The sequence below is a fragment of the Microbacterium sp. MMO-20 genome (assembly GCF_037147735.1).
Taxonomy (GTDB): domain Bacteria; phylum Actinomycetota; class Actinomycetes; order Actinomycetales; family Microbacteriaceae; genus Microbacterium.
In genome coordinates this window covers 155,778-178,539 of the sequence record NZ_JBBCUU010000002.1, presented here as the reverse complement: position 1 = coordinate 178,539, position 22,762 = coordinate 155,778, and the positions used below count along the sequence as shown (strand labels likewise).

Annotated in this window: 21 protein-coding genes; 12 read left to right on the top strand and 9 right to left on the bottom strand. The window is 68.2% G+C overall.

Translation table 11 applies throughout. The annotated features are described in order from the left end of the window. The first annotated feature begins 11 nt into the window (after positions 1-11). From WFI52_RS04445 to WFI52_RS04430, 4 genes are all read left to right on the top strand, one after another. Positions 12-1,373, top strand: coding sequence for a flavin-containing monooxygenase (locus WFI52_RS04445; protein ID WP_336625928.1), 1,362 nt, complete (start codon positions 12-14; stop codon positions 1,371-1,373). After that, a complete protein-coding gene (locus WFI52_RS04440) occupies positions 1,370-2,350 on the top strand; it encodes a bile acid:sodium symporter family protein (RefSeq protein ID WP_336625929.1) in 981 nt (326 codons plus the stop codon). Before WFI52_RS04445 ends, WFI52_RS04440 begins: the two co-directional genes overlap by 4 nt. Further along, a complete protein-coding gene (locus WFI52_RS04435) occupies positions 2,347-3,300 on the top strand; it encodes an SDR family oxidoreductase (protein ID WP_336625930.1) in 954 nt (317 codons plus the stop codon). Before WFI52_RS04440 ends, WFI52_RS04435 begins: the two co-directional genes overlap by 4 nt. 199 nt (positions 3,301-3,499) lie before the next feature. Next, complete coding sequence (locus tag WFI52_RS04430; RefSeq protein WP_336625931.1) at positions 3,500-4,348, top strand: endonuclease domain-containing protein; 849 nt, start codon at positions 3,500-3,502, stop codon at positions 4,346-4,348. Positions 4,349-4,451: 103 nt separating this feature from the next. Here WFI52_RS04430 and WFI52_RS04425 read toward each other — a convergent pair whose 3' ends face one another. From WFI52_RS04425 to WFI52_RS04390, 8 genes are all read right to left on the bottom strand, one after another. Next, complete coding sequence (locus tag WFI52_RS04425; RefSeq protein ID WP_336625932.1) at positions 4,452-5,576, bottom strand: adenosine deaminase; 1,125 nt, start codon at positions 5,574-5,576, stop codon at positions 4,452-4,454. Positions 5,577-5,607: 31 nt separating this feature from the next. After that, entirely contained in the window at positions 5,608-6,924 is a 1,317-nt protein-coding gene (locus WFI52_RS04420; protein WP_336625933.1) for a thymidine phosphorylase, read from the bottom strand. Continuing rightward, positions 6,921-7,319, bottom strand: a complete 399-nt coding sequence (locus WFI52_RS04415; RefSeq protein ID WP_336625934.1) for a cytidine deaminase — start codon at positions 7,317-7,319, stop codon at positions 6,921-6,923. Before WFI52_RS04415 ends, WFI52_RS04420 begins: the two co-directional genes overlap by 4 nt. A 5-nt stretch (positions 7,320-7,324) precedes the next feature. After that, entirely contained in the window at positions 7,325-8,617 is a 1,293-nt protein-coding gene (locus tag WFI52_RS04410) for an ABC transporter permease (protein WP_336625935.1), read from the bottom strand. Next, complete coding sequence (locus WFI52_RS04405; RefSeq protein ID WP_336625936.1) at positions 8,614-9,948, bottom strand: ABC transporter permease; 1,335 nt, start codon at positions 9,946-9,948, stop codon at positions 8,614-8,616. The genes WFI52_RS04410 and WFI52_RS04405 overlap by 4 nt, the downstream gene beginning before the upstream one ends. After that, the gene (locus WFI52_RS04400; protein WP_336625937.1) at positions 9,945-11,465 is read right to left on the bottom strand and encodes an ABC transporter ATP-binding protein; all 1,521 of its coding nucleotides are present in this window, start codon (positions 11,463-11,465) and stop codon (positions 9,945-9,947) included. Before WFI52_RS04400 ends, WFI52_RS04405 begins: the two co-directional genes overlap by 4 nt. A gap of 117 nt (positions 11,466-11,582) precedes the next feature. Then, positions 11,583-12,686 (bottom strand): BMP family lipoprotein, encoded by a 1,104-nt coding sequence (locus WFI52_RS04395; RefSeq protein WP_336625938.1) that lies wholly within the window; start codon positions 12,684-12,686, stop codon positions 11,583-11,585. A 139-nt stretch (positions 12,687-12,825) separates the two neighbouring features. Then, entirely contained in the window at positions 12,826-13,941 is a 1,116-nt protein-coding gene (locus WFI52_RS04390; protein ID WP_336625939.1) for a mannose-1-phosphate guanylyltransferase, read from the bottom strand. Between the two features lie 248 nt (positions 13,942-14,189). On the opposite strand from WFI52_RS04390, the gene sdhC reads away from it, so the two are divergent. The 7 genes from sdhC to trpS all read left to right on the top strand — a co-directional run bounded on the left by sdhC (position 14,190) and on the right by trpS (position 20,928). Further along, positions 14,190-14,624 (top strand): succinate dehydrogenase, cytochrome b556 subunit, encoded by a 435-nt coding sequence (gene sdhC, locus WFI52_RS04385; RefSeq protein WP_336625940.1) that lies wholly within the window; start codon positions 14,190-14,192, stop codon positions 14,622-14,624. Next, on the top strand, positions 14,624-15,115 hold the full coding sequence (locus WFI52_RS04380) for a succinate dehydrogenase hydrophobic membrane anchor subunit (RefSeq protein ID WP_336625941.1): 492 nt from the start codon (positions 14,624-14,626) through the stop codon (positions 15,113-15,115). Before sdhC ends, WFI52_RS04380 begins: the two co-directional genes overlap by 1 nt. A 56-nt stretch (positions 15,116-15,171) precedes the next feature. Beyond that, a complete protein-coding gene (sdhA, locus tag WFI52_RS04375) occupies positions 15,172-17,007 on the top strand; it encodes a succinate dehydrogenase flavoprotein subunit (RefSeq protein WP_336625942.1) in 1,836 nt (611 codons plus the stop codon). Beyond that, complete coding sequence (locus WFI52_RS04370; RefSeq protein ID WP_336625943.1) at positions 17,007-17,771, top strand: succinate dehydrogenase iron-sulfur subunit; 765 nt, start codon at positions 17,007-17,009, stop codon at positions 17,769-17,771. The genes sdhA and WFI52_RS04370 overlap by 1 nt, the downstream gene beginning before the upstream one ends. A 62-nt stretch (positions 17,772-17,833) precedes the next feature. Continuing rightward, entirely contained in the window at positions 17,834-19,030 is a 1,197-nt protein-coding gene (locus WFI52_RS04365) for a YihY/virulence factor BrkB family protein (protein ID WP_336625944.1), read from the top strand. Between the two features lie 9 nt (positions 19,031-19,039). Continuing rightward, positions 19,040-19,873: an exodeoxyribonuclease III gene (locus tag WFI52_RS04360; RefSeq protein WP_336625945.1), complete on the top strand. Its 834-nt coding sequence runs from the start codon at positions 19,040-19,042 to the stop codon at positions 19,871-19,873. A 50-nt stretch (positions 19,874-19,923) separates the two neighbouring features. Continuing rightward, positions 19,924-20,928 (top strand): tryptophan--tRNA ligase, encoded by a 1,005-nt coding sequence (gene trpS, locus WFI52_RS04355; protein WP_336625946.1) that lies wholly within the window; start codon positions 19,924-19,926, stop codon positions 20,926-20,928. Between the two features lie 184 nt (positions 20,929-21,112). Here trpS and WFI52_RS04350 read toward each other — a convergent pair whose 3' ends face one another. Continuing rightward, entirely contained in the window at positions 21,113-21,952 is an 840-nt protein-coding gene (locus WFI52_RS04350) for an endonuclease domain-containing protein (RefSeq protein WP_336625947.1), read from the bottom strand. Positions 21,953-22,180: 228 nt separating this feature from the next. Here WFI52_RS04350 and WFI52_RS04345 point away from each other — a divergent pair, with 228 nt between their 5' ends. Next, positions 22,181-22,756, top strand: coding sequence for a GNAT family N-acetyltransferase (locus WFI52_RS04345; protein ID WP_336625948.1), 576 nt, complete (start codon positions 22,181-22,183; stop codon positions 22,754-22,756). Positions 22,757-22,762: the final 6 nt, after the last annotated feature.

Here is a 22,762-nt window from a genome sequence, read left to right as displayed (position 1 = left end):
GGACGCTGCATATGACTCACGGGACCACGGAACTGCGCTGCGCGATCATCGGCGCCGGCCCGTCCGGACTGGCCGCCGCCCGCGCCTTTCAGCGTGTCGGTCTCACCTTCACCGGGTTCGAGGCATCCACCGGCGTCGGCGGCCTCTGGGACATCGACAACCCGCGCTCCACGATGTACGAGTCAGCCCACCTCATCTCTTCGCGCACGACGACCCAGTTCACTGAGTACCCAATGCAGACGGATGCCGACTACCCGAGCCACCGCGTGCTGATCGACTACTTCCGCGGCTACGCCGACCACTTCGGCCTCACCGATCACTTCCGGTTCGAGACGAAGGTCACCGCCCTCACGCCCGCAGACGGCGGCGGCTGGGACGTGACCGCGGCCGGCCCGAGCGGGGAGACCACCGAGCGCTTCGACGCCGTCGTCCTCGCCAACGGCACGCTCGCCGAGCCCTCGGTCCCCGCCTTCCGGGGCACGTTCACCGGCGAGATCTTCCACACCTCCCAATACAAGAGCGCCAGGCAGCTCGACGGCAGACGAGTCCTCATCGTCGGTGCGGGCAACTCCGGCTGCGACATCGCCGTCGACGCCGTGCACCACGCGGTATCCGTCGACATGAGTGTCCGTCGCGGCTACTACTTCGTGCCGCGGTACCTCTTCGGCAAGCCGTCCGACACCCTCAACCAAGGCAAGCCGCTCCCGGCGCGCATCAAGCAGTTCATCGACACCCGCGTACTGCGGGCGTTCACCGGCGACCCCGTCCGGTTCGGCTTCCCCAAGCCGGACTACCGCATCTACGAGTCGCACCCGATCGTCAACACTCTCGTGCTGAACCACCTCGGGCAGGGCGACCTCGGCATCCGTGGGGACATCGACCGGTTCGAGGGCAGCGTGGTTCGCTTCCGGGACGGGTCGAGCGGTGAGTACGACACCGTGCTGCTCGCGACCGGGTACACGCTCGACTACCCGTTCGTCGACCGCGCCGCGCTCAACTGGACGGGAGCGTCGCCGACGCTCTACCTCAACGTGTTCCCCCCGGCGTTCGAGGGCCTGTACGTCATGGGCATGATCGAGGCGTCGGGCATCGGCTGGCAGGGGCGGTACGAGCAGGTCGAACTCATCGCGGCCTACCTCACCGCGACCCCCGCGGCGCAGGCGGAGTTCCGGCGCACCGTGCGCGAAGACCCCTGGCCCGACCTCACGGGCGGGTATCGCTATCTCGGGCTCGCGCGCATGTCGTACTACGTGAACAAGGATGCCTACCGCGCGGCCGTGCGCCGGGCCGTCGACGGCCTGCGCGGCCGGGCCCCGAAGGCCGCGACTCGCCGCCGCGGCATCCTCTCCCCTTCGCGGAAGGCGCAGCGATGAACCCCGACGACGTTCTCCTGAACTTCACGCCCGGCACGCTCGTGGCGCTCAACGTCGTGCTGGCGCTCATCATGCTCGGGGTCGCCCTCGATGTGACGGTCGACGACTTCCGCATCGTCGCACGCAAGCCCAAGCCCATGATCATCGCGATCATCGCGCAGCTGCTCGTACTGCCGGCGGTGACCTTCGCTCTCACGCTGGTTCTCCCGGTGACACCGTCGATGGCGCTCGGTATGATCCTCGTCGCGTGCTGCCCGCCCGGCAACATCTCGCAGGTGCTGACGCACCGTGCCGGCGGAAACGTCGCGCTCTCGGTGTCGATGACGGCGGTGTCGAACCTCATCTACATCCTGGTGCTGCCGTTCTCCGTCGCCTTCTGGGGGTCGCTCCGACCCGACACGAAGGCGCTCCTGCACGTCGTCTCCCTCAACGGCTGGCAGATGCTCCTCGAGATCCTCCTGATCATCGGCGTACCGTTCGCGATCGGGCTATGGGTGCGACATCGCGCGCCGCGACTCGCCGGGCGGGTGCAGCCGTTCGTGAAGTGGTTCTCGCTGCTCGCACTCCTCGCCTTCATCGTCGCGGCCCTCGTGGGCAACTGGCAGTACTTCGTCGCGTTCCTCGGCCTCATCCTCCTCGCCGTCACGATCCACGACGCCGTCGCGCTCGCGATCGGGTGGACGACCGCGACCGTCGGCGGCCTCGGCACCCGCGAGCGCAAGGCGATGACGTTCGAAGTGGGGATCCGCAACGCCGGGCTCGGACTCGGCCTCATCTTCACGTTCTTCGGCGGTCTCGGCGGCATGGCGATCGTCGCCGGTTGGTGGGGTATCTGGGACATCATCGCGGGGCTCGTCGTCGCGGCGCTCTGGGCACGGCACACGAAGCTGCGGACGGGCTCCGCGTCAGGCAATGCGACCCGGCGCGAGCGCCCGACCGCTCCGGGCGGGGCAGAGGTTCCGGGGGCGGCAGCGTGACCCGCGTGTTCATCACCGGCGGAGCCGGGTTCCTCGGCGGCCACGTGGCATCCGCCCTCTCGGCCCGCGACGACGTCGCGCTGGTCGTGGCGGGCGACGTCCGACCACCCGCGGAGCCCGTCGCCGGGGTCGTCTACGAGCAGTGCGACGTGACGCGCGCGGGCGCGCTCGCTCCGCTGCTGCAGCGGCACGGGATCGACGTGGTCGTGCATCTCGCGGCCATCGTCAACCCTGGGCGCGACCACGATCTCGAGTACCGCGTCGACGTCGACGGCACGAGGAACGTGCTGTCGGCGTGCGTCGACGCAGGGGTGCGCCGCATCGTGGTGTCATCGTCGGGTGCGGCGTACGGCTATCACCCCGACAACCCCGAGTGGCTGCGCGAGGGCGACCCCGTGCGCGGCAACGACGAGTTCGCGTACGCGAAGCACAAGCGCCTCGTCGAGGAGATGCTGGCCGCGTATCGCGGGTCGCACCCGGGGCTCGAGCAGGTCGTGTTCCGGATCGGTACGATTCTCGGGCCGACCGTCCAGAACCAGATCACAGCACTGTGGGACGGAGGCCGGATCCTCGCCGTGCGCGGGTCCGACTCGCCGTTCGTGTTCGTCTGGGTCGACGACGTCGCCGGCGCGATGGCCCGGGCCGCGACGGACGGCCCGCCCGGGATCTACAACGTCGCCGGCGACGGCCGGCTCACGGTCGGCGAGATCGCGGCGCGGCTGCGCAAGCCTGTGCTGGTGGTCCCGGCATCCGTCCTCGCCACGGCGTTGCGGATCGGTCGTGCCCTGCGCCTGACGGTGCACGGCCCCGAGCAGGTCGGATTCCTGCGCTACCGCCCGGTGCTGGCCAACGACGCGCTCAAGCGCGACTTCGGTTACACCCCGCGTCTCACATCCGCCGAGGCGTTCGAGGCGTACCTCGCCTCGCACCCCGGCGTCGCCCGCTCCTGAGCGGGCCGGTCCGCATCGCGCACACAACTCCTTCGATTCGAGGCGGCAGCAGCTCGGTCGGCACCTGCTGACGCCGAAGACACCCCGATCGAAGGAGTTGTGCACATCGTCTCCTCCACAGAAGACGATGTGTGGAATCTGTCCACAGTTGATCTTGAAGACGCGCCACGCGCGCGCCGAAGAGGCTTGGGTGTGGGGCATGACAACTCCCACACCCCGCGATCGCGCGGCGCAGATCCTGACACTCGAGTACCTCGAACCCCGCATGCTCGCAGCGCACGGTCTGACACGGCGCCAGTGCGCTACCGCCGTCGAGGACGGACGCCTGATTCGCGTGCGACGAGGGCGCTATCTCCCCTCGGGTTATCATCCCGACGTCATCCGTGCGCTGCGTGTCGGAGGACGCCTCGACTGCGTCTCGCTCCTCTCGTCTATCGGCATCTTCGTCCGGGACCGCGGGTCCCTGCACGTGCAGGTGGATATGGGTTCCAGCAGGCTCCCGCCCCGAGACCGTGCGATCGTCGCACACTGGCGGAAGTCGTGCGCGGGCCGCACGGCCGTCGCAGGCGACCTCGTCGAGGCCCTGGCCCAGGCGTGCCGGTGCCAATCGCCACGAGACGCAGTCGCGACCCTGGACAGCGCCTGGCACCACGGGTTCGTCAATGACGAACGGATCGCAGAGGTGTTCGCACGCCTGCCGCGGCGCTTCCGCCGCCTCCTCGGCCTCTTGGACCGGAGATCGGAGTCAGGTCCCGAATCCCTGATGCGACTGATGCTGCGCGGGCTCGGCTGTCGTGTCGAGCTGCAGGTGTCGATCGACGGTGTCGGTCGGGTCGACTTCGTCGTCGACGGCTGGTTGATCATCGAGTGCGACAGCAGGGAGTTTCACGAAGGCTGGGAGGCACAGAAGAGAGATCGCCGACGCGATATCGCCGCGGCGGCTCTCGGCTACACCACCATTCGGCCGATAGCAGAAGACATCCTCGGGGCACCCGAACACGTCCTCGCCGAACTCAAGCGGATCCTTGCCCGCGGACCGCGTGCGTAACTCCTTCGATGTTGGGGGTCGCACCCTCCGCTACCCCTCTCAAGAAGCCGAGCGGCTCAGATCGAAGGAGTTGTGCACGCACGGCGCGGTCCGCGAGCGCGGCTCAGCCGGCGAAGCCCTCGCCGATCAGCTCGATGAGTTCCTCGCGCTCCTCGACCGAGAGAAACGCCCCCGCCGCGGCGTTCAGCTGGAAGGCTTCCAGGTCCTCCAGGCGGTAGTCGAACGTCTCGGCCAGCAGAGCCAGCTCGCGCGTCAGCGACGTGCGGCTCATCGTGCGGTTGTCGACGTTGACCGTCACGGCGAAGCCGAGCTGGTAGAGAAGGTCGAATGGGTGGTCCTCGAGGGCGGTCCCCCATTTCGCGATCGCCCCGGTCTGCAGGTTGGACGACGGCGACAGTTCGAGCGGGATCTCCCGGTCGCGCACCCAGCGCGCCAGGTCGCCGAAGGTGACGAGCACTTCGTCGCCCTTCTGCTGGACGATCTCGAGATCTTCGGCGATGCGCACCCCGTGGCCGAGGCGCAGGGCCCGCCCATCGATGAGTGCCGAGCGGATCGAGTCGAGACCCGCCGCTTCGCCCGCGTGCACCGTGGCGGGGAAGAACTCGGATGCCAGGTAGTCGAAGGCCGCGCGGTGGTTCGACGCGGGGAAGCCGTCCTCCGGACCGGCGATGTCGAACCCGACCGCTCCGCGACCGCGGAACGCGACCGCGAGCTCGGCGATCTCGAGCGATCGGTCGGTGTGCCGCATCGCCGTGATGAGCTGGCCGACGCGGATGTCTCGGCTACCCCGGCCCCCGGAGGACACCGCGTCCTCGCCCTCCTCGATGCCCTCCTGCACGGCCTCTACCGCTTCTTCGAGGGTCAGTCCGCGGGCGAGGTGCTGCTCGGGCGCCCAGCGCACCTCTCCGTAGATCACGCCGTCGGCGGCGAGGTCCTCGACGAATTCGCGTGCGACGCGACGCAACCCATCGGCGGTCTGCATGACCGCCGTCGTCAGATCGAACGTCTTCAGGTATTCGACGAGAGAGCCTGAGTCGCTCTGGTCCTCGAACCAGTCGGCGAGGTCATCGGCGTCGTTCTCCGGCACCTCGACGCCGATCTCGTCGGCGAGCTCGATGATCGTCTGCGGACGGAGTGCGCCGTCGAGGTGATCGTGCAGCGACACCTTCGGGAGCGACCGGATCGAGACGCCCTCGAGCTTCGTGTCGCCGTGCTGTTCGATGGCCATGCGGTTACTCCTTCGGGTGGAGAGGGGTATGTCAGGCGGTGATGCGCTCGAGGACGAGCGGTGAGGATGCCGGAGCTTCCGAACCGATCTCATAAGCCCCGTCGAGGGCGTCGAGGGCGCGGGCGAAGCGCTTCTCATCATCCGCGGACAAGGTGAACAGCGGCTGACCCTCCGCGACCTCGTCGCCGGGCTTCACGAGCAGGTCGATGCCCGCGGCGTGGATGACGGGGTCCTGCGCGCGAGCACGCCCGGCGCCGAGGCGCCAGGCGGCGACGCCGAACGGGAGGGCATCCATCCGCGTGATGATCCCCGACGACGGCGCGACCACCGTGTGGGTCTCGCGCGGGGTCGGGAGCACGCCGTCCGGGTCACCGTCCTGCGCGCGGATCATCTCGCGCCAGGCATCCATCGCACGTCCGTCCTGAAGCGCCTTCTCGACGTCGGCGTCGGGCTGGCCCGCGAGCGCGAGCATCTCGCGAGCGAGCGCCACCGTCAGCTCGACGATGTCAGCGGGTCCGCCGCCGGCGAGGACCTCGACCGACTCGCGCACTTCGTTCGCGTTGCCGATCGCGAGGCCGAGCGGGGTGTTCATGTCGGTCAGCAGGGCCGTCGTGGCGACGCCCGAGTCAGTGCCGAGCGCGACCATGGTGCGCGCGAGTTCACGCGCCTTGTCGACGTCGCGCATGAATGCACCCGAACCGAACTTGACGTCGAGGACCAGCGCGTCGGTGCCTTCGGCGATCTTCTTCGACATGATGCTCGACGCGATCAGCGGGATCGCCTCGACCGTGCCCGTGACGTCGCGCAACGCGTAGAGCCGCTTGTCGGCCGGCGCGAGGCCGGATCCGGCCGCACAGATGACGGCGCCGACGCCGCGCAGCTGCGCCGTCATCTCGTCATTCGAGAGGGCTGCGCGCCATCCCGGGATCGACTCGAGCTTGTCGAGCGTGCCACCCGTGTGGCCGAGCCCGCGGCCGGAGAGCTGCGGCACGGCGACCCCGAAGGAGGCGACGAGAGGCGCGAGCGGCAACGTGATCTTGTCGCCGACACCGCCCGTGGAGTGCTTGTCGACGGTGCGCTTGCCGAGCCCCGCGAAGCTCATCCGCTCGCCCGAGGCGATCATCGCGTCCGTCATGACGCGGATCTCGTCACGGCTCATGCCGTTGAGGAGCACCGCCATCGCGAAGGCCGCCATCTGCGAATCTGCGACGTATTCGCGCGTGTAGGCGTCGATCATCCAGCGCAGCGCGTCCTCGGGGATCGTCCCCTTGTCGCGCTTCGTGCGGATGACATCGACCGCGTCGAACGGTTCGGGCGCCTCGACGCCGGCGGTGGATGCCGCGGTCATCGCACCGACTCCAGGTCTCTCGGCCCGAAGGCATCCGGAAGCACCTCGTCGATCGTGCGGATGCCCGACACCGTCTCGAGGAGCATGCCCGGCAGGGCGAACTCGTTCAACAGCTGCCGGCAGCGTCCGCAGGGCACGATCGTCTCGCCCTCGCCGTTGACGCACACGAACGCGACGAGCTCTCCACCGCCCGACATGTGCAGGTCACCCACGAGCGCGCATTCCGCACACAGTCCCACGCCGTACGAGGCGTTCTCGACGTTGCAGCCGGAGACGATCCGCCCGTCGCTCACGAGAGCGGCCGCCCCCACCTTGTAGCGGGAGTACGGCGCATACGCGCGCGCCATCGCCTCCGTGGCGACCTGGCGCAGCTCGTCCCAATCGATATCCGTCACAGACCTCACCCCTTCACGTACGCGACGCCGTCGGCGGCGGGCGCACGGGACTTTCCGACGACCCCGGCGACGACGAAGATCGTCACGAGGTACGGCAACATGAGCATGAACTCGCTCGGCACCGGCGATCCGATGACGCTGAGCGTGTTCTGCAGGCTCGATGCGAACCCGAACAGCAGCGCCGCGAGCGTCGCCTTGATCGGATCCCACTGACCGAAGATGACCGCCGCGAGGGCGATGAAGCCGGCACCCGCCGTCATCTCCTTGTTGAACGCGATGCCATTTCCGATCGTGAACACGGTGCCGCCGATTCCGGCGATGGCACCGGCGAGAATCACGTTCCAGAAGCGCGTCGCGTTGACCTTGATGCCGACGGTGTCGGCGGCCTGCGGGTGCTCGCCGACAGCGCGCAGTCGAAGCCCCCAGCGCGTCTTGAACATCCCGATCCAGACGAGTGCGACGGCGACGTACATCAGGTAGACGATGATCGTCTGGCGGAACAGCACCGGGCCGAGCACCGGGATCTCGCTGAGGAGCGGGATCGGAATGCGGTCGAAGCGCGGCGGCGTGTTGAGCGTCGCGGCGTTCGGCTGGAGCACCTGCGAGAACAGGAAGCTCGTGAGACCCGCCACAAGCACGTTGAGCACGACACCGACGATCACCTGGTCGACGAGGTACTTGATCGCGAACGCGGCGAGCACGAACGCGACGAGCATGCCCGCGACGGCGGCCGCGAGAAGGCCGAGGACCGGCTGCCCCGTGAGGGAGGCCACTAGCGCCGCCGTGAACGCGCCGGAGAGCAGCTGCCCCTCGATCGCGATGTTGACGACACCCGCACGCTCGCCGATCACACCCGCGAGTGCGCCGTAGATGAGCGGCACGGCAAGGCCCAGCGACCCCGCGAGGAGCCCTGCGACGGGAACGGTGCCTCCCGCCGCCGCCCACGTGAGGAACCCGACGACCACCACGATGATGTACGCCGCCACGATCCACAGCGGCGCGCGCCCGAACGCGCGGACGAAGTACGCGGACGCCGCCGTCAGCAGCACTCCGACGACGAGCGTGATCCACGCGGTCGGCATGACGGGCGCGAGGATCTCGGGGAGCTGCAGCGCGTCGGCCGCGGTGGAGAGATGGAAGGTCGTCTCGCCCGCTCGCGGCGCGGCGAGCAGCAGCACGCCGAACAGGACGGAGAAGATCGCGAGGGCGATCGGCGTCTTCCAACTGCGGATGACAGTGGTCTCGGGCAGTTGCGCGCTCGGGGGCGTCGTGACGACCGCGTCTCCCGTGATGCTCATGCGGACACCCCCTTCGAGTCGATCCCCTGCGCGTCCGTCGACGGATCGGCATCCACCTTGCGCTTCAGCTCCTTTTCGCGGGCCTTCTCCCGGCGGCGCGCGTCGCGCTCCGGCGAGGGGAGGAAGAAGATCGTACGCACGAGCGGGGGCGCCGCGATGAACAGCACGATGAGCGACTGCACGACGGTGACGATCTCGATGGGGATCTGCTGGCTGGCCTGCATGGCGAACCCGCCGGCCTTGAACGCGCCGAACAGGATGCCGGCGGCGAAGGTGCCCCACGGCGTGGAGCGGCCGAGAAGCGCCACCGTGATCGCGTCGAAGCCGATGCCCGCGTCGATGCCCGCCGTGAAGCCGGTGGTGATCGTGCCGAGCACCTGGTTGACGCCCGCGAGGCCCGCCAGAGCGCCCGCGATGAGCATGCCGTAGACGTACATGTTCTTGACGTCGATGCCCGCGACGCGCGCGGCGTTGGGGTTCTCGCCGACGGCGCGGAACTTGAACCCGAGGCTCGAGCGGGTGAGGATCCACCACACGACGATCGTCGCGAGGATCACCAGGATGAAGCCGAAGTGCAGGTTGTACCCGGTGCCGAGGAGGTCCGGGAAGATCGCTGTCTCCTTCATCGCGGGCGACTTGGGGTTGCTCGATCCGGGCGCCTGGAGGAGACCGGGCGTGCGCAGCATCCACGAGATCAGGTAGAACGCGACGTAGTTCAGCATGATCGTGACGATCACCTCGTGCGCGCCGGTGCGGGCCTTCAACAGGCCCGCGATACCGCCCCAGAGCGCCCCGCACAGCATGCCGACGAGGACGGCGAGAGCCATGTGCAGGGGGAAAGGCAGGTCGAAGCCGAAGGCGATCCACCCGGCACCGGCCGACGCCATGAGCATCTGCCCGCGACCGCCGATGTTGAACATGCCGATGCGGAACGCCAGCGCGACGCCGAGGCCCGCGGCGATGAGCGGCGTCGCGAAGGTGAGCGTCTCGGTGAACGGACGGATGCCGCGGGCGAAATCCGGTGCGTTGACGTTGTAGATCGATCCGCGGAACAGCGCGGCGTAGGCCCCGCCGACGGCGTTGCCGATCGCGGCGAGCATGTCACCGGGGCGGGCGAAGAAGTATCCCGCGGTGCGCTGCACCTCGGCATCCGTCGCCGCGATCATGATGCCGCCGACAATGAGCGCGAGGACCACCGCGAGCACCGAGATGAGGGCGTTCCCCTGCGTGATGCGCACGAACGCGTCGTGCCATTTACCGGGCGGCGGCGCGGCTGCTGACGCCTTCTGCGGCGCCGAGCGCGGCGCGGGCGTGTCGGTTGCGGCGCTCACGCGGCCACCCCTTCCCCGTCGGGGTTCTCCCCCGCCATCATGAGACCCAGGACGTCGCGCGGCGTGTCGCCGGGCACGATGCCGATGATGCGGCCGCGGTACATGACCATGATCCGATCAGCGAGGGCGGACACCTCGTCCAGCTCCGTCGAGACGACGATGACCGGGATGCCGGAGTCGCGCGTCTCGACGATGCGTTTGTGGATGAACTCGATCGACCCGACATCGACACCGCGCGTCGGCTGCGCCGCGACGAAGAGCGACAGGTCACGGCTGAGCTCGCGAGCGAGCACGACCTTCTGCTGGTTGCCGCCCGACAGGCGCCCGACGGGCGTGTCGAGCGAGGGCGCACGCACGTCGAACTCGGTGAACTTCGCCTGTGCGAACTCGTCGCGGACGCGCCGCTGCACCGTCCCGCGCTTGACGAAGGGCTCCCCGTTCGCCCGGTCGAGCATGAGGTTCTCGGCGATCGTGAACTCGCCCACGAGACCGTCGACGTTGCGGTCTTCGGGGACGAACCCGACGCCCTCGTCGAGGACGCGACGGATGCTGCGCCCGACGAGCTGCTCGCCGCCGAGCGTGATCGAGCCGCGGACGAGCGGCTGCATGCCGATGAGCGCCTCGGTGAGCTCGGTCTGACCGTTGCCCTGGACGCCGGCGATGGCGAGGACCTCACCGCCGCGCACCGCGAAGCTGACGTCGTTGACGACGATCTGCCCGCCCGGATCGATGACCGAGAGGTGCTCGACGACGAGCGCCTCCTCGCCGAGGACGGGCGGGTTCTTGTGGACGGTGAGCTCGACGGCGCGACCGACCATGAGGGAGGCGAGCTCCGTGTTCGACGACGTCGGGCTCGCCTCGCCCACGACCTTGCCGAGCCGGATGACCGTGATGCGGTCCGCCACTTCGCGGACCTCGCGCAGCTTGTGCGTGATGAAGACGATGGAGGTGCCGGATGCCTTGAGCTGGCGCATGATCGCCATGAGCTCGTCGGTCTCCTGCGGCGTGAGGACGGCGGTCGGTTCGTCGAAGACGAGCACCTTCGCGTCGCGCGAGAGCGCCTTGATGATCTCGACGCGCTGCTGGACGCCGACGGGCAGATCCTCGACCACGGCATCCGGGTCGACGTCGAACCCGAACCGCGCGGAGATCTCACGTACCCGCTCGCGCGCGGTCTGGAGATCGAGGATGCCTCCGGCCTTGGTCGGTTCGTGGCCGAGCATGACGTTCTCGGCGACGGTGAAGACCGGGACGAGCATGAAGTGCTGGTGCACCATGCCGATTCCGGCGCGCATCGCGTCACCGGGGCCACGGAAAGCCTGGACGTGGTCGTCGAGGAGGATCGTGCCCTCATCGGCGGTGTACAGACCGTAGAGGACGTTCATCAGGGTCGACTTACCGGCGCCGTTCTCGCCGAGCAGGCAGTGGATCTCACCGGGCTCCACGACGAGGTCGATGTGATCGTTGGCGACGAGACTGCCGAACCGCTTCGTGATGCCACGGAGTTCGAGCTTCATGGGTTCGATCCTAGTTAACGGGCGTGCGGCGGTTAAGGGTGGACCGGTCGCACGGACTACAGGGGCGAAAAGAAGGCGGGGAGGCCGGCGAACCGGCCTCCCCGCCCGCGTACGGGATCAGCCCGCGAGGTACGACTTGACGGTGATCGAACCGTCGATGATGCCGGCCTTGATCTTGTCCAGCTCACCCTGCAGGTCGGGCGAGACCTTCGACTCGAAGTCGTGGAACGGGGCCAGGCCCACGCCCTCGTTCTCGAGCGTGCCGATGAACGGCGTCGCGTCGAACGAGCCCTTGCCCGCCGCCATCACCGCGTCCTCGACACCCACGTCGATGAGCTTGCGGATCGAGGTGAGGAGCAGGTCGCCGACCGACGGGTCCGTCTCGAACACGTCGGCGTCGACGCCCACGAGCGCGATCTCACGGCCCGAGGAGCGGATGACCGATGCCGCCGACTGGTAGATCGGACCGCCGACGGGGAGCAGCACGTCGACGCCCTGGTCGACGATGCCCTGCGCAGCGTTGATCGCGTCCTGGTTGGCCTCGAATCCACCGGTGAAGACACCGTCGGTGCCGTCCCAGCCGATGACCTGGACGTTGTCGCTCTTCTCCTTGTTCCAGTACTCGACGCCCTGCTTGAAGCCGTCCATGAAGATCGAGACCGTCGGGAAGTTCATGCCGCCGAACGTGCCGACCTTCTTCGCGGTGGAGTACGAGGCCGACGCGTAGCCCGCCATGAACGCCGCCTGCGCGGTGTCGAAGATGATGGGCTTGATGTTCGGCTGGTCGGTCTTGCCGTCGAAGTCGTTGTCGACCATGTCGTCGATCGAGACGTACTCGATCTCGGGGTTCGCCGCGGCCGACTCACCGGCAGCGGCGGCGAGGGCGAATCCGACCGTGATGATCAGCTTGCAGCCGTCGTCGACGAGGCTCTGCAGGTTGGGCGCGTAGTCCGACTCGGAGCTGGACTCGACGGCCTTGAAGTCGACGCCGAGCTCGCCGGCGGCCTTCTGCAGACCCTCGTAGCCGAGCTGGTTGAACGACTTGTCGTCGAAGCCGCCCGCGTCCGAGACCATGCACGGCTTGAAGCCGTCAACGGCGCCGCCGGCACCGGCGGTGCCGGTGTTCGACGCGTCGGGAGCCGAACCGCAGCCGGCGAGGGCGATGATGAGCCCGGCGGCGGCAGTGATGCCCGCGAGCTTCTTAGGGGTCGAGATGGTCAATGCAGCCTCCACATTGATAGACCCGCGGATCTCGCGGGCGCACGGATCGAAGTTACCCAGTGTGACGACCGGTTTGCACGTCGACCGCGCGTGTGGATGCGAATGGTTACAAAGACGCAATGATCCCGTGACGCGACGGTCAGAGAACGTCGCCGCGACCGGTCAGCTTCAAGGCATCCACGACGCCCTTCACTCGCTGCGCGTGCTCGCTCGTCGTCACGAGGAGGGCGTCGGGGGTGTCCACGACCACGATGTCCTTCACGCCGATGAGGCTGATGACACGCTTCGTGTGGCTGACGACGATGCCGCTGGCGGCATCGGAGAGGATGCGGGCGTTCTCGCCGAGGATCGCCAGATCGTTCTTGCGTCCGCCGGAGTTGAGCTTCGCGAGGCTCGCGAAGTCGCCCACGTCGTCCCAGTCGAAGTGCCCCGGGACGACCGCGAGACGTCCCGACGCTGCGGCAGGTTCGGCGACGGCGTAGTCGATCGCGATCTTCTGCAGCCGCGGCCACACCCGGTCGACCACGGGACCGCGGCGATCGCGGTCGTCCCATGCCTCGGCGAGCTCCATCAGGCCGGCGTGCAGCTCCGGGTTGTTCGCTTCGATCTCGGCGAGCAGCACATCGGCACGCGAGATGAACATGCCCGCGTTCCACAGGTAGTCGCGGGATGCCACGTACTCTTTCGCGGTCTCGAGGTCCGGCTTCTCCACGAAGCGTTCGACGAGAGCCCCCTCCGGCGCACCCTCGATGGCGAGCATGTCGCCCTTCTTGATGTAGCCGAACCCGACCGACGGCTCGGTCGGCGTGATCCCGATCGTGCAGATGTAGCCCTGACGGGCCACGGCGACCGCTTGTTCGACGGCCCAGTGGAACACGGGCAGCACGCGGATGACGTGGTCCGCCGCGAACGAACCGATGATGACGTCGGGTTCGCGACGGTGCAGGATCGCCGCCGCCAGACCGATCGCCGCCGCCGAGTCGCGGGGCTCGGATTCGAGAATGACGTTCATGTCGGGGATGCCGGGGAGCTGATCCTCCACGGCGGCGCGGTGCGCCCGCCCGGTCACCACCGCGATCCGATCGTGGCCCGTGAGCGGCTCGAGCCGATCCCACGTGTCTCGCAGCAGCGAGTGTCCGGAGCCGGTGAGGTCGTGGAGGAATTTCGGGGCATCGGCGCGCGACAGGGGCCAGAGCCTCGAGCCGACACCCCCCGCAGGGATCACGGCGTAGAAGTCGTCGATGGGATGCACCATGGCTCGAGACTATCGGGCTCATGTTTCGCGAATGTCAGCGTCGGGGCGGCACCCTCCACCGCCGAAAGAAGGGAGAATCCTGCCGATCTCTCGATATCGAGAGAAGTTAGGCTCCCCTTCCTCGCCCGGCCGCGCGGGGGCGACTTAATATGAGATTGCGCCCCGTGTGCGACGAGTCGGGCCCCGCGGCCCCGCGGACGTCCTGCTCGCCGCAGCGTCGCGTCCGATCACACCAAGGGAGGACGACCGTGTCTGCACCAGCACGCGTCACACCGTCGGTAGCCCAGACCACGTCGAAGACCCCGCGCGGCACGCTGTACCGCGGTAACGAGGGCATGTGGTCGTGGGTCCTGCACCGCATCACCGGCGTCGCCATCTTCTTCTTCCTGCTCGTGCACGTGCTCGACACGGCGCTCATCCGTCTCTCCCCCGAGGCGTACGACGCGGTCATCGGCACGTACAAGAACCCGATCATGGGCATCGGCGAGGTCTTCCTGGTCGCCGCGATCGCGTACCACGCCTACAACGGGTTGCGCATCATCGCCGTCGACCTGTGGCCGTGGGCGACCCGCCACCAGCGCCAGCTGTGGTGGGGCGTCATCGGACTGTGGGCCGTGACGCTCGCCGGCTTCGCACCGCGCCACCTCATGAACGTCTTCGCGAACGTGGGAGGGGGGCACTGATGTCTTTCGTCCACGATGCTCAGGAGCGCGAGCTCGACGCGCACCTCGCCGACATCGCGGCGCCGCGCTCTCCGCGCCCGCGCGGCCGGGGGCGCAACCTCGAGAAGCTCGGCTGGCTGTACATGCGCATCTCGGGTGTGCTGCTCGTCGTGCTCATCTTCGGCCACCTCTTCGTGAATCTCATGCTCGGCGAGGGCATCCACGGGATCGACTTCGCGTTCGTCGCCGGCAAGTTCGCCAGCCCGTTCTGGCAGTGGTGGGACGTGCTGATGCTGTGGCTCGCGCTCATCCACGGCGCCAACGGCATGCGCACGATCGTGAACGACTACGTGACCGGCGCGACCACCCGCAAGGTTCTCGTCTGGGCGCTGTGGGTCGCGGCCGGGTTCCTCATCCTCCTCGGCACCCTCGTCGTCTTCACGTTCGACCCGTGCCTGGGCATCGAGAACTCGACGACCGACTGGCTGATCGAGATGTGCTCGGCCGCCTGAGCGGCATCCTGAGCACTCTCGAGACGACGAAGTAAGAAGACGAAGGCAACCCTGACGTGAGCACCGCGACCACCGCGCATCCCGAAGCCGTCCTGCGTGACGGTGTGTACTACCACGAGTTCGACATCGTCATCGTCGGCGCCGGCGGCGCCGGCATGCGTGCCGCGATCGAGGCGGGCCCCGGCGCCCGCACGGCCGTCATCACGAAGCTGTATCCGACGCGCTCGCACACCGGTGCGGCGCAGGGCGGTATGGCGGCGGCGCTCGCGAACGTCGAAGAGGACTCGTGGGAGTGGCACACCTTCGACACCGTCAAGGGCGGCGACTACCTCGTCGACCAGGATGCCGCGGAGATCCTCGCCAAGGAGGCGATCGACGCCGTCATCGACCTCGAGAACATGGGGCTGCCCTTCAACCGCACCCCCGAGGGCAAGATCGACCAGCGTCGCTTCGGCGGTCACACCGCCGACCACGGCAAGACGCCCGTCCGTCGCGCCTGCTACGCCGCCGACCGCACGGGCCACATGATCCTGCAGACGCTGTTCCAGAACTGCGTCAAGCTCGGCATCAACTTCTTCAACGAGTTCTACGCGCTCGATCTCATCACGGTGAAGGATGCCGACGGCAACACCCAGGTCGCCGGCGTCGTCGCCTACGAGCTCGCGACGGGTGATCTCCACGTCTTCCACTCCAAGGCCGTCATCTTCGCGACGGGCGGGTTCGGGAAGATCTACAAGACGACCTCCAACGCCCACACCCTGACGGGCGACGGCGTCGGCATCGTCTGGCGCAAGGGCCTGCCGCTCGAGGACATCGAGTTCTTCCAGTTCCACCCGACCGGTCTCGCGGGCCTCGGCATCCTGCTCACCGAGGGCGCCCGCGGTGAGGGCGCGATCCTGCGCAACGCGTCGGGCGAGCGCTTCATGGAGCGCTACGCCCCCACCATCAAAGACCTGGCACCGCGCGACATCGTGGCCCGCTGCATGGTCAAGGAGGTGCTCGAAGGGCGCGGTGCCGGACCCCACAAGGACTACGTCTACCTCGACTGCACGCACCTCGGTGCCGAGGTCCTCGAGACGAAGCTTCCCGACATCACCGAGTTCGCCCGCACGTACCTCGGCGTCGACCCCGTGACCGAGCCGGTGCCGGTCATGCCTACCGCGCACTACGCGATGGGAGGCATCCCCACCAACAACAACGGTGAGGTGCTGCAGAACAACGACACCGTCGTTCCGGGCCTGTACGCCGCCGGTGAGTGCGCGTGCGTCTCGGTGCACGGCGCGAACCGTCTCGGCACGAACTCGCTCCTCGACATCAACGTCTTCGGCAAGCGCTCAGGTCGCAGTGCCGTCGAGTACGTGCAGACGGCGGACTTCGTCCCGCTTCCCGAGGATCCGGCGAAGGACGTCCGCGAGATGCTCGAGGGCCTGCGCAACAACCCGGGCACCGAACGCATCGCCGTTCTCCGCAAGACGCTGCAGGAGGAGATGGATGCCAACGCGCAGGTCTTCCGCACCGAGGAGACCCTAACCAACGTCATGGGCACGATCCACGACCTGCGTCAGCGGTACAAGAACATCCACGTCGACGACAAGGGCAAGCGGTTCAACACCGACCTGCTCGAGGCCGTCGAGCTCGGCTTCCTGCTCGACCTCGCCGAGATCGTCGCCTACGCCGCCCGCAACCGCAAGGAGAGCCGCGGCGGCCACATGCGCGAGGACTACGAGAACCGCGACGACGAGAACTACATGCAGCACACGATGGCCTACCTCACGGGCGACCCGCACTCGCCCGACCCCGAGGACCACATCCGCCTGGACTGGAAGCCGGTCGTGTTCACGAAGAACGAGGCGGGCGAATTGAACTACCCGCCGATGGAGAGGAAGTACTGATGACGCTCGTCGCCGACGATGCCGCCGTCGTGGAATCGACGGGCGAGGCCCCCATCCAGTCGTATCTCGTCACCTTCAACATCCGTCGTTTCGACCCCGAGGTCGACGCCGAGCCGCGCTGGGTCGACTACGACGTGGAGCTGTACCCCACCGACCGCGTGCTCGACGCGCTCCATAAGATCAAGTGGGAGGTCGACGGATCGCTGTCATTCCGCCGATCGTGTGCGCACGGCATCTGCGGTTCCGACGCGATGCGCATCAACGGCCGCAACCGTCTCGCCTGCAAGACGCTGATCAAGGATCTCGACATCTCGAAGCCGATCTACGTCGAGGCGATCAAGGGCCTGCCGCTGGAGAAGGACCTCATCGTCGACATGGAGCCCTTCTTCGCGTCGTATCGCGAGGTTCAGCCGTTCCTCATCGCGAACTCGAAGCCCGAAGCGGGCAAGGAGCGCATCCAGTCGATCGCCGACCGCGAGATCTTCGACGACACGACCAAGTGCATCCTGTGCGCGGCGTGCACCTCGTCGTGCCCCGTGTTCTGGACGGACGGGCAGTACTTCGGCCCCGCCGCGATCGTCAACGCGCACCGCTTCATCTTCGATTCGCGCGACGACGCCGCGACGACCCGCCTCGACATCCTCAACGACAAGGAGGGCGTGTGGCGCTGCCGCACGACCTTCAACTGCACCGAGGCGTGCCCCCGTGGCATCGAGGTGACGAAGGCCATCGCCGAGGTCAAGCAGGCCGTCCTGCGCCACTGAGTGCGGGCCGCCGCCTCTCAGTGCGTCGATGGCGCGGCATCCGCGCTCGATATCCTGACAGCGTGAGCGACACACCCGAGCGGCCCGACGACGTCTGGCGCACCCGGTGGGAGCAGTCTCCGCTGCGCGAGCGGCTCGACGAGCCGATCGAACGCGCGACGCAGCTGACGCGCAAGACGCTCGCGTGGTTCCCGGTTCGGGTGTGGCGCAACTTCCTGCGCAACAACGGATTCCTCCTCGCCGCCGCGATCAGCTATCAATCGCTGTTCGCCATGTTCTCCGCGATCTATACGGCGTTCGCCGTCGTCGGCATCTGGCTGGGCGGCAGCGCATCGGCCGTGTCCGGCCTCATCTCGATCATCAACTCCTACATTCCGGGCATCATCGGCAAGGAGGAGGGTCAGGGCCTCGTCACCGAGGCGGACGTGGCCGAGATCGCTCAGCGATCCGGCAGCGTCCTGGCCATCACCGGTGCCGTCGCCTTCGTCGTCGCGCTGTGGACCGCGATCGGGTTCGTCACGTTCACCCGCCGCGCCGTACGCGACATCTTCGGGCTGCCGTTCGACACCCGCAACTACGTGCTGCTGAAAGCGCGCGACTTCCTCGCGGCGGCGATGTTCGGCCTCGCGCTGCTGGTCGGCGCGGCACTCGCCGGCGTCACGACGGGGGTGATCGAGGCGATCTTCGACTTCTTCGGCTGGAAGGGCTCGTCGGGATGGGTCTGGATCGCCGGCCGTCTCGCATCGGCGCTGGTGGCCTTCGTCATCAACACGGCGGCCCTCGCCGCGCTCATCCGCTTCCTGACCGGCACCTCGCTGCGGTGGCGGCTCATCCTCCCCGGTGCGGCGCTCGGCGGCGGTGCGCTCGTCGTCCTCCAGCTCGGAGCGGGGCTCCTCCTTTTCTACTCCCCCTCCAATCCTCTGCTCGCCACGTTCTCGGTGTTCATCGGGTTCCTGCTGTGGTTCCGGCTCGTCGGCATCGTGATCCTCGTCGCGGCATCCTGGGTCGCCACCTCCGCCCGGGATGCCGATGTGCCGATGGTTCCGGTGACGGCCGAGGAGCGGCGACGTCAGGAGCAGGAGGCACTGCTGCTCGCGGCGCGTGTGCGTGTGCGCGACGCGCACATCGCGCGCGCGGACGCGCCGTGGTGGGGTCGGTGGACCGCGACGCGCGACCTTCGGCGCGCGGAGGATGAGCTCGCGCGCCTCGAGGCGCGGGCCTCCGGCCGCGTCGACGGCGGTGTCGGCAGCCCTCGTTAGGCTGTTGCGGTGCCACGCAATCTCCGCCTCGCTTCCGTGAACGTCAACGGCATCCGCGCCGCCGTCCGCAAGGGCATGCGGGAGTGGCTGGATGCCGCGGACGTCGACGTCCTGACCTTGCAGGAGGTGCGTGCCGAGGCCTCCGACCTCGCAGCCGCGCTGCCCGGCTGGCACGTCGTGAACGACGAAGCTCTCGCCAAGGGACGAGCGGGCGTCGCGATCGCCACCCGGGAACCGATCGACCTCTGGCGCGTGGAGCTCGGCGACGACACCCTCGACTCCAAGGGGCGGTGGGTCGAGGCTGATGTCCAGGTGGCCGGTCAGACGGTCACCGTCGTCAGCGCCTACGTCTTCACGGGCGAGGACGGAACACCCAAGCAGGATGCGAAGTACGCGTTCCTCGACGCGATGACGACGCGGATGCCGCAGCTCGGACCCCTCGCGGTCATCACGGGCGATCTCAACGTCGGCCATCGCGAACTCGACATCCGCAATTGGAAGGGCAACGTCAAGAAGGCAGGCTTCCTGCCGCGCGAGCGGGCCTACTTCGACCGCTTTCTCGGCGCCGCAGGCGAGACCGTGACGGGCGTCGACGGGTCGACCGGCCCCGGCCTCGGCTGGGTCGATGTCGGCCGACGCTGGGCGGGCGAGGTCGACGGGCCGTACTCGTGGTGGTCGAACCGCGGCAAGGCCTTCGACACCGACACGGGATGGCGTATCGACTACCACCTCGCAACGCCGGCGCTCGCGGAGCGTGTCGTGGACTATCGGATCGTGCGCGCCCCGTCATGGGACACCCGCTGGAGCGATCACGCCCCCGTCGTCGCCGACTATGCGTTCTGACCGCGGCCGGCGGTGACCGGGCCCCGGCATCCACTCAATAGACTGAAGGGATGACCAAGCCCCGCCTCTACTCCGGAATGCAGCCGTCCGCCGACTCCCTCCAGATCGGCAACTACATCGGTGCGCTCCTGCAGTGGCGGGATCTGCAGGATGCCTACGAGGCGTTCTTCTCCGTCGTCGACCTGCACGCGCTCACTCAGCCGAACGACCCCGCGGAGCTCCGCGAGAAGACTCGCCGGACGGCCGCGCAGTACATCGCCGCCGGCATCGAGCCGTCGAAGTCGACCCTGTACGTCCAGTCGCACGTGCGCGCGCACGCGGAGCTCGCCTGGATCCTCTCGACGATCACCGGCTTCGGCGAGGCGAGCCGGATGACGCAGTTCAAGGACAAGTCGGCGCGCTACGGGACCGATGCGACGAACGTCGGCCTGTTCACCTACCCCGTTCTGATGGCCGCCGACATCCTGCTCTATCAGACCGACATCGTCCCGGTCGGCGACGACCAGAAGCAGCACGTCGAGCTGACCCGCGACCTCGCCGAGCGGTTCAACTCGCGCTACGGCACGGCGTTCACGGTGCCGATGCCCGTCATTCAGAAGGAGACCGCGCGCATCTACGACCTGCAGAATCCGACCGCGAAGATGTCGAAGTCGGCCGAGTCGGACGCCGGTGTTCTGTGGCTCCTCGACGACCCCTCCGTCTCGGCGAAGAAGATCATGCGCGCCGTGACCGACAACGACGGCAGTGTCCGCTACGACCGCGAGTCGAAGCCGGGGGTCTCGAACCTGCTGACGATCTACGCGGCCCTCACCGGCCGCCAGATCCCCTCGATCGAGGATGAGTACGCCGGTCGCGGCTACGGCGACTTCAAGAAGGGTCTAGCCGAGGTCGTCGTGAACGAGTTCGGGCCGGTGCGTCAGCGCGCGCTCGAGCTGCTGGCCGACCCCGCCGAACTCGACCGGGTCCTGGCATCCAACGCGACGCGCGCCGACGAGGTCGCGGACGCCACCCTCGCCGACGTGTATGACAAGGTCGGTCTCCTCCGCCGGGGCTGACTCCGCCGGGTAGGCGCTGCTTCGGCATCCATGCCGCTGGGCGTCACTGGTCGCTGCGCGTCACTGGTCGCTGCACCAACGCGTTCACAATTCAGTCTCCTTCCGTCGCCCTGTCGGCGATCCCCCCAGGATCACGGACTTCTGTCTCGCGTCCTCGGGCGGCGAGACTGAATTGTGAACCCGATCAGTGTCCCGACCGGGAGCCGACGAGGCCGGCCAGCCCGGCGAACACGTCGTCCTCGCGGTACAGGATGTCTTCCGCGACGATCCGGAGCACGCAGTATCCCTGTCGCGCCAGTTCGACGTCACGGCGGTAGTCCCTCAAGCGCTGCCGCCATTCGCTGTGATGGGCGTGGCTGTCGCACTCGATGACCAGCCATCCGTCCACGACGAGATCCACACGACCGACACGGTCGAGGAACACCTGTGCGTCGACGCAGCATCCCAGTCGGACGAGCATCAGGCGCACCAGCGACTCGGTCCCCGACTCAGCGCGAGAGTCGAGGAAGCGCCTCAGCACACGGAATCGCTCGGGGAGCGCGGCGAACACCTGGTCGATCTGTTCGGAGGATGCCACACCACGCTGGATTGCGCTATCGAGCGTCGCGATCGCGAACCGAGGCTGCTGACATCTCACTGCGTGGATGAGCGCGTCGACGATGTCCACGACACCCGCCAGCGGAGGCTCCACCAGCCGGTGCCAGTGGAGTCGGATGCCACGCCGGTGCCGCCGGGTCTCGAGCGGCGAGTGGGCGTGCGCGGTCCTCATGCGCGAGTCGCCGCGCTCCATATGGACGTGCAGTCCCTGCGCGTCGAAGACGAAGACGCCGAGCAGCGCGAGCAGCGAGAGACACCCCAACCTCCCCCCGACATGAACGGCCTGCACGAGCGGCGCGGGCGCGTCCGCCGCGAGATACCGGTCGCGCCGCGCCCGAACGAGTTCGCCGGCACGTACGGCCGCGGTGATCGCCCGCCCCGTCATTCCGAATGCGCGCAATTCGGCGCGCGTCCATACATCCCACATGCTCCGACCATCGCGCGGGATCGCGGCGCCGTGACGGCCCCAGCCGACATCTGTGCGCACATGGGCGAATCGGGCGCCTGTGGAGAAGGCGATGCGATCAGCCCGGGGTTCCTAATTCAGTCTTGTTGGGGCGGGCATCGCATGCGGACCGCGTGTTCTCGCGGCTACCGCGATCGACGGGCTGCGAGGAGACTGAATTGTGAACGGCCGCGCGGATAGGGTGTGAGCGTGAATCCGGTGACACTGCGGACGGGCCGCCTGGAGCTGTCCACGCTCGGCCCGGATGACATCGATGCTCTGATCGCGGCCTGCCAGGATCCGGACATCCCGCGGTACACCTCGGTGCCCTCCCCGTTCGGCCGCGACGAGGCCCAGCAGCTCGTCGCGAAGACGGCGGCGGGCTGGGCGAGCGGCGAGCATCTCGTGTGGGGAATTCGGCATGGAGCCGCGCTGATGGGAGTCGTCGGCTTGTACCGCGTCGACGGGCGCGGCTCGGGTGAACTCGGGTACTGGCTCGCCGCGTCGGCGCGCGGTCGCGGAATCCTCACCGAAGCCGCGCGCACGGCTCTGGATTGGGGCTTCGCGCCCGCCGATGCGGGGGGTGCTGGCCTCCACCGCATCGAGTGGCACGCCGTCGTCGGCAACGACGCCTCGGCACGCGTCGCGCAGACGCTCGGCTTCCATTTCGAAGGGGTCCGGCGCGACGCCCTTCTCGGCGAAGGCGGGCGCGTGGACGGCTGGGCGGCGGCGCTCCTCGCGACCGACGATCGCGCCCCGCGGGCGTGGCCGGTGACGGGCGGCTGAACCGCC